The 6,338-nt window shown below is 66.5% G+C and carries 14 protein-coding genes; all 14 read right to left on the bottom strand.

The window, feature by feature from the left end; translation table 11 throughout:
* Positions 1–10: 10 nt before the first annotated feature.
* Complete coding sequence (gene rplO, locus BGN97_RS17545; protein WP_285637057.1) at positions 11–601, bottom strand: 50S ribosomal protein L15; 591 nt, start codon at positions 599–601, stop codon at positions 11–13.
* Positions 601–786 (bottom strand): 50S ribosomal protein L30, encoded by a 186-nt coding sequence (gene rpmD, locus BGN97_RS17540; protein WP_071640253.1) that lies wholly within the window; start codon positions 784–786, stop codon positions 601–603. The genes rplO and rpmD overlap by 1 nt, the downstream gene beginning before the upstream one ends.
* Positions 786–1,454, bottom strand: a complete 669-nt coding sequence (gene rpsE, locus BGN97_RS17535) for a 30S ribosomal protein S5 (RefSeq protein WP_285637060.1) — start codon at positions 1,452–1,454, stop codon at positions 786–788. The genes rpmD and rpsE overlap by 1 nt, the downstream gene beginning before the upstream one ends.
* Positions 1,455–1,474: 20 nt before the next feature.
* On the bottom strand, positions 1,475–1,834 hold the full coding sequence (rplR, locus tag BGN97_RS17530) for a 50S ribosomal protein L18 (protein WP_285637062.1): 360 nt from the start codon (positions 1,832–1,834) through the stop codon (positions 1,475–1,477).
* A 2-nt stretch (positions 1,835–1,836) separates the two neighbouring features.
* Entirely contained in the window at positions 1,837–2,373 is a 537-nt protein-coding gene (gene rplF, locus BGN97_RS17525) for a 50S ribosomal protein L6 (RefSeq protein WP_285637064.1), read from the bottom strand.
* A 6-nt stretch (positions 2,374–2,379) separates the two neighbouring features.
* Entirely contained in the window at positions 2,380–2,778 is a 399-nt protein-coding gene (gene rpsH, locus BGN97_RS17520) for a 30S ribosomal protein S8 (protein WP_285637066.1), read from the bottom strand.
* A gap of 145 nt (positions 2,779–2,923) precedes the next feature.
* A complete protein-coding gene (gene rplE / locus BGN97_RS17515; protein WP_292704464.1) occupies positions 2,924–3,514 on the bottom strand; it encodes a 50S ribosomal protein L5 in 591 nt (196 codons plus the stop codon).
* Positions 3,514–3,873 (bottom strand): 50S ribosomal protein L24, encoded by a 360-nt coding sequence (gene rplX, locus BGN97_RS17510; RefSeq protein WP_285637070.1) that lies wholly within the window; start codon positions 3,871–3,873, stop codon positions 3,514–3,516. The genes rplE and rplX overlap by 1 nt, the downstream gene beginning before the upstream one ends.
* Positions 3,874–3,875: 2 nt before the next feature.
* Entirely contained in the window at positions 3,876–4,244 is a 369-nt protein-coding gene (rplN, locus tag BGN97_RS17505) for a 50S ribosomal protein L14 (RefSeq protein ID WP_028496524.1), read from the bottom strand.
* A complete protein-coding gene (gene rpsQ / locus BGN97_RS17500) occupies positions 4,241–4,555 on the bottom strand; it encodes a 30S ribosomal protein S17 (RefSeq protein ID WP_285637077.1) in 315 nt (104 codons plus the stop codon). The genes rplN and rpsQ overlap by 4 nt, the downstream gene beginning before the upstream one ends.
* Positions 4,555–4,869, bottom strand: a complete 315-nt coding sequence (gene rpmC / locus BGN97_RS17495) for a 50S ribosomal protein L29 (protein ID WP_285637080.1) — start codon at positions 4,867–4,869, stop codon at positions 4,555–4,557. Before rpmC ends, rpsQ begins: the two co-directional genes overlap by 1 nt.
* Positions 4,869–5,288 (bottom strand): 50S ribosomal protein L16, encoded by a 420-nt coding sequence (gene rplP, locus BGN97_RS17490; RefSeq protein WP_179410064.1) that lies wholly within the window; start codon positions 5,286–5,288, stop codon positions 4,869–4,871. Before rplP ends, rpmC begins: the two co-directional genes overlap by 1 nt.
* Positions 5,288–6,034 (bottom strand): 30S ribosomal protein S3, encoded by a 747-nt coding sequence (rpsC, locus tag BGN97_RS17485; protein ID WP_193596808.1) that lies wholly within the window; start codon positions 6,032–6,034, stop codon positions 5,288–5,290. The genes rplP and rpsC overlap by 1 nt, the downstream gene beginning before the upstream one ends.
* On the bottom strand, positions 6,034–6,338 hold a 305-nt coding region (gene rplV / locus BGN97_RS17480; RefSeq protein ID WP_292704428.1), incomplete at its 5' end, for a 50S ribosomal protein L22. The genes rplV and rpsC, both read right to left, overlap by 1 nt.

Genomic DNA, 6,338 nt, shown 5'->3' with positions numbered 1-6,338 from the left:
AGCTGAATGCTCAGTTGACCGAACCGCCGGCGGCGACGATCTTCTGCTCGGCGCTGCCGGACACCTTGTCGACCGACACGGTGAGCTTGACCGAGATGTCGCCGTCGCCGAGGACCTTGACCTTCTCGTTCTTGCGCACGGCGCCCTTTGCGACCAGGTCGCTGACGGTGACGTCGCCACCCTTCGGGTACAGCTCCGCGAGCTTGGCCAGGTTCACGACCTGGTACTCGACGCGGAACGGGTTCTTGAACCCGCGCAGCTTCGGGGTGCGCATGTGCAGCGGCATCTGCCCACCCTCGAAGCCGACCCGCACGGTGTTGCGGGCCTTGGTGCCCTTGGTGCCGCGACCGGCGGTCTTGCCCTTGGAGCCCTCACCGCGACCCACACGGGTCTTCGGGGTGTTGGCGCCGGGGACCGGACGCAGGTGGTGGACCTTCAGGACGGCGGGACGCGAGACCTCGGCCTCGGCGTCCTTCTTGGCCGGTGCCTTCTTGGCGGCGGCCTTGGCCGGAGCGGCCTTGGCAGCAGCCGGCTTGGCGGCGGCCTTCTTCGGAGCGGCCTTGGGGGCCTTCTCCTCGACGGCTTCGTTCTTCTCAGCCATTAGTCGATCTCCTCAACCTTGACGAGGTGAGCGACGGCGCGGACGTAACCGCGGGTCTGGGCGTCGTCGGGACGGACGACAGAGTCGCCGATCCGCTTGAGACCCAGCGAACGCAGCGTGTCGCGCTGGTTCTGCTTCTCGCTCACCTTGGACTTGATCTGCGTGACCTTGAGGCGCTCGGCCATCAGGCACCTACCTTCTGCGCGGCGGCGGCAGCAGCGGCCTTCGCCTCGTTGCGGATGATGATCTGCGGCACGACGGCGTCGTACTCGAGACCACGGCGAGCCACGACGGCGCGGGGCTCCTCGAGCGACTGCAGAGCCTCGACGGTCGCGTGCACGATGTTGATCGTGTTCGACGAACCGAGGGACTTCGACAGGACGTCGTGGATACCGGCGCACTCGAGCACGGCGCGGACCGGACCACCGGCGATGACACCGGTACCGGCAGCGGCCGGACGCAGCAGCACCACACCGGCAGCGGCCTCGCCCTGCACGGGGTGCGGGATGGTCGAGCCGACGCGCGGGACGCGGAAGAAGTTGCGCTTGGCCTCTTCGACACCCTTCGAGATCGCCAGGGGGACCTCGCGGGCCTTGCCGTAGCCGACGCCCACCAGGCCGTTGCCGTCACCGACGACCACGAGAGCGGTGAAGCTGAAGCGACGACCACCCTTCACGACCTTCGAGACGCGGTTGATGGTGACGACGCGCTCCAGGAACTGGTTGTCGCCACGGTCGCGCGAGTTGCGGTCGCGGCTCTGACCGCGGTCGCGGCCTCCACGACGGCCGTCGCGCTGCTCGCGCTGCGGCTCGCTCTGGGCCTGGCCCTCGGCAGCAGGCTGCTCGGTGGTCACTTCGTTCTCCTTGTTGTCACTCACAGTGCAAGCCCCCCTTCACGGGCGCCATCGGCGATGGCCGCGACACGACCGGCGTAGCGGTTGCCGCCGCGGTCGAACACAGCCTCGGTGAAGCCGGCTGCCTTGGCGCGCTCGGCGAGCAGCTCGCCCACCTTGCGGGCCTTGGCGGTCTTGTCACCGTCGAAGGAGCGCAGGTCGGTCTCGAGCGTGGAAGCGGATGCCACGGTGTGGCCCTTGCTGTCGTCGACGAGCTGCACGAACACGTGGCGCGCGGAGCGGTTGACGACCAGACGCGGGCGGACGTCGGTACCGACGATCTTCTTGCGAAGACGCAGGTGACGACGCGCGCGGGCGGCGGACTTGGACTTGACAGCCATGGTTACTTACCAGCCTTTCCGGCCTTGCGACGCACGACCTCGCCGGCGTAACGCACGCCCTTGCCCTTGTACGGCTCGGGCTTGCGGATCTTGCGGATGTTCGCAGCTGCCTCACCGACAGCCTGCTTGCTGATCCCGCTGACGGTCAGCTTGTTCGTGCCCTCGACCGTCAGGGTGATGCCGGCGGGCGGGTCGATCAGGACCGGGTGCGAGAAGCCGAGGGCGAACTCGACCGAGTTGCCCTTCTGCTGCACGCGGTAACCGGTGCCGACGACCTCGAGGCCCTTGGTGTAGCCCTGGGTCACGCCGATGATGTCGTTGCTGATGAGCGTGCGGGTCAGGCCGTGAAGCGACCGGGACGCGCGCTCGTCGTCGGGGCGGGTGACCAGAACCTGGTTCTCCTGCACCTCGACCTGGATGGGAGAGGCGACCGTGAGGGTGAGCTCACCCTTGGGGCCCTTCACCGCGACCTCACGGCCGTCGACCGAAACGGTCACGCCCGCGGGGATCTCGATGGGAAGTCGTCCGATACGAGACATGTCAGATCACCACACGTAGGCGAGAACTTCTCCGCCCACGCCCTTCTGCTCTGCCTGACGGTCCGTGAGGAGACCGGAGGAGGTGGACAGGATGGCAACACCCAGGCCGCCGAGGACCTTGGGCAGCTCGGTCGACTTCGCGTAGACGCGGAGACCGGGCTTCGACACGCGCTTGATGCCGGCGATGGAGCGCTCACGGTTGGGACCGTACTTGAGCGACAGGGTGAGGCTGCTGCCGACGCGGGCGTCGGTCACCTCGAAGCCGGCGATGTAGCCCTCCTTCTGGAGGATCTCGGCGATGTTCGTCTTGAGCTTGCTCGACGGCATGGTCACGGAGTCGTGGTGCGCCGAGTTCGCGTTGCGCAGACGGGTCAGCATGTCTGCGACCGGGTCTGTCATTGTCATGGTGATTTCCTTCGTTCATGAGGTTCCGGCTGCCGTTACACGACAGACGGCCTGCTATGAGCACAGTGTCCGAGCGGACACACAATCTTCAATTGTACGGGACGCGGGGAGGGATGCCGTTCAGCACCCCTCCCCGCCTCTCCGCTTACGCCGCGGCGTCGGCCGACTTGAACGGGAAGCCGAGCGCCTTCAGCAGCGCGCGACCCTCGTCGTCCGTCTTGGCCGTGGTGACCACGGTGATGTCGAAACCGCGGACGCGGTCGATCTTGTCCTGATCGATCTCGTGGAACACGCTCTGCTCCTGGAGACCGAAGGTGTAGTTGCCGTTGCCGTCGAACTGCTCACCCGACAGACCGCGGAAGTCGCGGATGCGGGGCAGAGCGAGGTTCACCAGGCGGTCCAGGAACTCCCACGCGCGGTCACCGCGGAGGGTGACGTGCGCGCCGATGGCCTGGCCCTCGCGCAGCTTGAACTGCGCGATCGACTTGCGAGCCTTGGTGACGATGGGCTTCTGACCGGTGATCCGGGTGAGGTCCTCGACCGCACCATCGATCACCTTGCTGTCGCGAGCCGCCTCGCCGACACCGGTGTTGACGACCACCTTGACCAGGCCGGGGATCTGCATGACGTTGGCGTAGCCGAACTGCTCCTGCAGAGCCTTCTTGATCTCGGTGTTGTACTTGGCCTTCAGGCGGGGCTGCACCTTGACAGCCTCCGCAGCCTCAGTCGCTGCCATCAGAGGTCCTTACCTGACTTCTTCGCGTAGCGCACGCGGACCGTGCGCTTCACGCCGTCCTTGACCTGCTCCTCGACCCGGTGGCCGACGCGGGTCGGCTGCTTGGTCGAGGGGTCGACGACGGCGACGTTGGAGATGTGGATCGGGGCCTCGACGGTCTCGATCCCACCCGTCTTGGTGCCGCGCTGGGTCTGGCCGACACGGGTGTGCTTGGTGACGTAGTTCACGCCCTCCACCACGACGCGGTTCTGCTCGACGAGGACCTCGAGGACCTTGCCCTGCTTGCCGCGGTCGCCGCCCTTGTCCTGCTTGCGACCGGTGATGACCTGAACCAGGTCGCCCTTCTTGATGTTCGCCATGATCAGATGACCTCCGGGGCGAGCGAGACGATCTTCATGAACTTCTTGTCGCGAAGCTCACGACCGACCGGTCCGAAGATGCGGGTGCCGCGGGGCTCCCCGTCGTTCTTCAGGATGACGGCGGCGTTCTCGTCGAACTTGATGTACGAGCCGTCGGGACGGCGCGTGGACTTGACGGTGCGGACGATGACGGCCTTGACCACATCGCCCTTCTTGACGTTTCCACCGGGGATCGCGTCCTTGACCGTCGCGACGATGGTGTCGCCCAGGCCCGCGTAACGACGGCTGGAACCGCCGAGAACACGGATGGTGAGCAGCTCCTTCGCGCCGGTGTTGTCGGCGACCTTGAGGCGGGACTCGGTCTGAATCACTTTGCCTTCTCCAGGATCTCCACCAGACGCCAGCGCTTGGTGGCGCTCAGCGGGCGGGTCTCGTTGATGAGGACCAGGTCGCCGATGCCGGCGCTGTTGGTCTCGTCGTGGGCCTTGACCTTCGAGGTCTGGCGGATGACCTTGCCGTAAAGCGGGTGCTTCACGCGGTCCTCGACCTCGACCACGATGGTCTTGTCCATCTTGTCGCTGACCACGTAGCCACGGCGGGCCTTGCGGTAACCACGGGCGTCGGCGTCGCGCACGTCGTGCGCGGCGTGCTCAACGGCCTCAGCAGCCTTCTTCTCAGCCATTACTCGGCCTCCTCCTTCGGCGCGTCGGCCTCTTCAGCCTTCTTCGCCTTCGCCTTGGACGCCTTCTTGGCCGGAGCCTCGACCGGAGCGGGCGTCGCACGGATGCCCAGCTCGCGCTCGCGGATCACGGTGTACAGGCGCGCGATGTCGCGCTTGACGGCGCGGATGCGGCCGTGGCTCTCCAGCTGGCCGGTGGCCGACTGGAAACGGAGGTTGAACAGCTCCTCCTTGGCCTTGCGCAGCTCCTCGACGAGGCGCTGGTCTTCGAACGTGTCGAGCTCGGCAGGTGCGAGCTCCTTGGTGCCGATCGCCATTACGCGTCGCCCTCCTCGCGCTTGATGATGCGTGCCTTGAGCGGCAGCTTGTGAATGGCCCGGGTGAGGGCTTCGCGTGCGAGCTCCTCGTTCACGCCCGCGACCTCGAAGAGGACACGGCCCGGCTTGACGTTGGCGACCCACCACTCGGGGGAACCCTTACCGGAACCCATGCGGGTCTCGGCAGGCTTCTTGGTGAGGGGACGGTCGGGGTAGATGTTGATCCACACCTTTCCACCGCGTTTGATGTGACGCGTCATGGCGATACGAGCGGACTCGATCTGACGGTTGGTCACGTAAGCGGGAGTCAGAGCCTGGATGCCGAACTCGCCGAAGGAGACCTTCGTGCCGCCGGTCGCCTGGCCCGAACGCTTCGGGTGGTGCTGCTTGCGGTACTTGACCTTGCGAGGGATGAGCATTATGCCGACGCTCCTTCTGCGACAGGCGCCTCGTTGCGAGGCGCGCGACGACGGTCGCCACGCTCGCGCTGCGGCTTCATGTTGGCCTGCTCGCGTGCGAGTTCCTTGTTGGTGAGGTCGCCCTTGTAGATCCAGACCTTCACGCCGATGCGGCCGAAGGTGGTCTTGGCCTCGTAGAAGCCGTAGTCGATGTTCGCGCGCAGCGTGTGCAGCGGCACACGACCCTCGCGGTAGAACTCGGAGCGGCTCATCTCCGCGCCGCCGAGGCGGCCGGAGACCTGGATGCGGATGCCCTTGGCGCCGGCGCGCTGCGCGCCCTGCAGACCCTTGCGCATCGCACGACGGAACGCCACGCGAGCAGACAGCTGCTCGGCGATGCCCTGCGCGACGAGCTGAGCGTCGGCCTCGGGGTTCTTGACCTCGAGGATGTTCAGCTGGATCTGCTTGCCGGTGAGCTTCTCGAGGTCACCGCGGATGCGCTCGGCCTCGGCGCCGCGGCGGCCGATGACGATGCCCGGACGTGCGGTGTGGATGTCCACACGCACGCGGTCGCGGGTGCGCTCGATCTCGATGCCCGAGACGCCGGCGCGGTCGAGCTGCGTCTGCAGCAGGCGACGGATCTTGATGTCCTCGGCGACGTAGTCGGCGTAACGCTGGCCGGGCTTCGTCGAGTCCGAGAACCAGCGAGACACGTGGTCCGTGGTGATGCCGAGGCGGAAGCCGTACGGGTTGACTTTCTGGCCCATTACTTGCTCGCCTTCTTCGTCTTGGCCGCCGGAGCCGCGTCAGCGACCTCGGGGGTGGCCAGCACGACCGTGATGTGGCTCGTGCGCTTCTTGATCTGGAAAGCGCGACCCTGAGCGCGGGGCTGGAAACGCTTGAGCGTCGTGCCCTCGTCGACGTACGCGTTCTTCACGTACAGGTCCTGCTCGTCCAGGTACTCGCCGTCGCGATCTGCCTTGACCTGTGCGTTCGCGATCGCAGCGTGCACGAGCTTGTAGATCGGCTCGCTTGCGCCCTGCGGGGCGAACTTGAGGATGGCCAGTGCTT

Source organism: Microbacterium sp. 69-10 (genome assembly GCF_001897945.1).
In the GTDB taxonomy this organism is placed as follows: Bacteria; Actinomycetota; Actinomycetes; order Actinomycetales; family Microbacteriaceae; genus Microbacterium.
This window is presented reverse-complemented; position numbering and strand designations above follow the sequence as displayed.

Coding starts and splice junctions, on each gene's coding strand:
- rplO (WP_285637057.1), bottom strand. CDS start 601: ATGGCTGAGAAGAACGAAGCCGTCGAGGAGAAGGCCCCCAAGGCCGCT.
- rpmD (WP_071640253.1), bottom strand. CDS start 786: ATGGCCGAGCGCCTCAAGGTCACGCAGATCAAGTCCAAGGTGAGCGAG.
- rplR (WP_285637062.1), bottom strand. CDS start 1,834: ATGGCTGTCAAGTCCAAGTCCGCCGCCCGCGCGCGTCGTCACCTGCGT.
- rplF (WP_285637064.1), bottom strand. CDS start 2,373: ATGTCTCGTATCGGACGACTTCCCATCGAGATCCCCGCGGGCGTGACC.
- rpsH (WP_285637066.1), bottom strand. CDS start 2,778: ATGACAATGACAGACCCGGTCGCAGACATGCTGACCCGTCTGCGCAAC.
- rplE (WP_292704464.1), bottom strand. CDS start 3,514: ATGGCAGCGACTGAGGCTGCGGAGGCTGTCAAGGTGCAGCCCCGCCTG.
- rplX (WP_285637070.1), bottom strand. CDS start 3,873: ATGGCGAACATCAAGAAGGGCGACCTGGTTCAGGTCATCACCGGTCGC.
- rpsQ (WP_285637077.1), bottom strand. CDS start 4,555: ATGGCTGAGAAGAAGGCTGCTGAGGCCGTTGAGCACGCCGCGCACGAC.
- rpmC (WP_285637080.1), bottom strand. CDS start 4,869: ATGGCGATCGGCACCAAGGAGCTCGCACCTGCCGAGCTCGACACGTTC.
- rplP (WP_179410064.1), bottom strand. CDS start 5,288: ATGCTCATCCCTCGCAAGGTCAAGTACCGCAAGCAGCACCACCCGAAG.
- rpsC (WP_193596808.1), bottom strand. CDS start 6,034: ATGGGCCAGAAAGTCAACCCGTACGGCTTCCGCCTCGGCATCACCACG.